Origin of the sequence: Streptomyces poriferorum, from assembly GCF_019399235.1 — a bacterium.
Taxonomy (GTDB): Bacteria; Actinomycetota; Actinomycetes; order Streptomycetales; family Streptomycetaceae; genus Streptomyces; species Streptomyces poriferorum.
Genome location: NZ_JAELVH010000491.1, coordinates 1 through 2,385 on the forward strand (window position 1 = coordinate 1; position 2,385 = coordinate 2,385).

A 2,385-nucleotide genomic window follows, 5' to 3' on the forward strand; every position below is an offset into this window, starting at 1 on the left:
CTCCCTGACCGCGAGGCCCGGGCGGCGGCGGTGCACCGTGAGGTAGGCGAGGCCGTCCGGGCCCGCGGTCAGGGAGCGGCGCGAGGTGCGCGGGAGCCACATGACCGTGGTGGGGCCGAGAGCGAGGGGTTCGCCGCCGCCGCCCGGGGTGAGGTGACCGTCGCCCTCGACGACCACGAGAAGTACGTCCAGGACGTCCTCCTGATGCTCCCCCACTTCGCCGCCCGCCGGCAGACGGACCAGGTTGGCGTCCAACTCCCGCCCCTGCCGGTCGAGTTGCCAGAGCGCTCCACGGTCGTCGGGAGCTGCTGCGGCGAGCAGGCCGCCGAGTCGGGTCAGTACCTCCGGAGTGGCGTTCACGGCTCCCAGGCTACGCCGCGGGGCGGAACGCGGCGGGCGTCGCGGCGGCCGCGGCATCGAACGCCTCCGGGTGCTTTGCCCCGTTCCCGCGGCCGTCGCCCCCATGACGCCCTTCGCCCCCGCCGTAGGGTGGTGCGCTTCCGCGTCCACGTCGCGGCCAGGAGACAAGGAGGGCCGGCGCATGGAACGTCACGCCGACGAGAAGTACCCGCCGATCGAACCGTACGAGCACGGCGTGCTCGATGTGGGCGACGGCAACCTCGTGTACTGGGAGGCGTGCGGAAACCCGTCCGGCAAGCCCGCCCTGGCCGTGCACGGGGGACCGGGTTCCGGCTGCGCGGCATGGCCCCGCCGGTACTTCGACCCGGACCGCTACCGCGTCGTCCTCTTCGACCAGCGCAACTGCGGCCGCTCGACCCCGCACGCGAGCGACCCGGCAGCCGACCTGCGGCACAACACGACGGACCACCTGATCTCCGACATGGAGCGCCTGCGCGTCCACCTGGGCGTCGACACGTGGCTGCTGTTCGGCTGGTCCTGGGGCTCGACGCTGGCCCTGGCGTACGCCGAGCGGCACCCGGAGCGGGTCAGCGAGATCGTGATCGACGCCGTCACCACGTCCCGCCGCTCCGAGATCGACTGGCTGTACCGCGGGGCGAGCCAGTTCTTCCCCGACGCGTGGGACGCCTTCCGGGCCGGCGTGCCGGAGGCCGCGAGCGACGCGACGCCGGACGTGCTCGCCGCGTACGCACGGCGCACGGAGAGCCCCGACCCGGAGGTACGGGCCCGGGCCACGGCCGACTGGTGTGCCTGGGAGGACGCGGTGCTCTCCCTGGAGGCGTACACCGGGCCGCCCCCGTACAGCGGCCGCCCCGGCCGGGCGCAGCTGGCCCTCGTGCGGATCTGCGCGCGCTACTTCTCCCACGGCGCCTGGCTGGAGGAGGGCCGGCTGATCCGGGACGCGGGGCGGCTGGCGGGCATCCCGGGCGCGCTGGTGCACGGGCGCCTCGACATGGGCGGCCCGCTGACCACCGCGTGGGAGCTGGCCAAGGCGTGGCCGGACGCGGAACTGACGGTGATCGAGGACGCGGGGCATCTGGGCGGGGCGGCGACGACCCGGGCGGTCCTGGCGGCGCTGGACGGGTTCGCGCGGTAGCGGGGCCGCCGGTTGGCCGGGGGCGGACGCGGCGCGCCCTTCCCCCACGGGCCGGTACCGGCAAGTACTGGGCCTCACACCACCTGTCGGGTCATCATGTACGGGGCAGACAGGGCGAGATGAGCGGGGGGCGGCCGATGCGTGGTGAGGTGCTCGACGGACGGTACCGGCTGACGGAACCGATGGGTTCCGGAGGAATGGGCCGGGTCTGGGTGGCCGAGGACGAACGCATCGGGCGAAAGGTCGCGGTCAAGGTCCTCTCCCGCATCGACGAGGACGCCTCCGCCACCCGCTTCGCCCGTGAGGCCCGGGTCATCGGCGGGCTGTCGAGCCCGCACATCGTCACCCTGCACGACTTCGGCGAGGCGCAGGTGGCCGGGGAACGCGTGCTGTACCTCGTCATGGAACACCTCCAGGGGCGGGACCTCGGGGCGGTACTGGAGAGCAGGAAACCCGAACTCCCCTCCCCCGCCGAGGTGATGGGCTGGGGCGTAGCAATCTGTACGGGGCTGGAGACGGCCCACCGGGCAGGCATCGTGCACCGCGACATCAAACCGGCCAACGTGCTGCTCACCGCGGACGGCACCATCAAGATCCTCGACTTCGGGATCGCCCGCATGCTGTCGACGGCCGCCGCGATGACCCGCACCGACCTGACCGCCGTCGGCTTCGTCATCGGCACCCCGCTGTACATGTCACCGGAGCAGATCCGGGCGCCCGACGTCCTCGACAGCCGCAGCGACCTGTACTCCCTCGGCTGCCTGCTCCACACGCTACTCACCGGCGGACCGCCGTTCACCGGAGCCGGTACGGCCGTCCTGGCGCAGCACCTCGGCGACGTCCCCGAGCCGCCGAGCGCCCGGCGCGCG

Annotated in this window: 3 protein-coding genes; 2 read left to right on the forward strand and 1 reads right to left on the reverse strand. The window is 73.6% G+C overall.

The genetic code is table 11. The annotated features are described in order from the left end of the window. Nucleotides 1-360, reverse strand: a 360-nt coding sequence (locus tag JGS39_RS38825; protein WP_219574474.1) for a hypothetical protein, incomplete at its 3' end; no start/stop codon positions are given. Nucleotides 361-541: 181 nt separating this feature from the next. On the opposite strand from JGS39_RS38825, the gene pip reads away from it, so the two are divergent. Both pip and JGS39_RS38835 read left to right on the forward strand, forming a co-directional pair. Next, a complete protein-coding gene (pip, locus tag JGS39_RS38830) occupies nucleotides 542-1,516 on the forward strand; it encodes a prolyl aminopeptidase (protein ID WP_219574475.1) in 975 nt (324 codons plus the stop codon). 119 nt (nucleotides 1,517-1,635) lie between these two features. Beyond that, a partial coding sequence (locus JGS39_RS38835) for a serine/threonine-protein kinase (protein WP_219574476.1) occupies nucleotides 1,636-2,385 on the forward strand: 750 nt, incomplete at its 3' end.

Bases quoted from the DNA above. Each gene is read 5' to 3' on its own strand.
- pip (WP_219574475.1), top strand. From the start codon at position 542: ATGGAACGTCACGCCGACGAGAAGTACCCGCCGATCGAACCGTACGAG.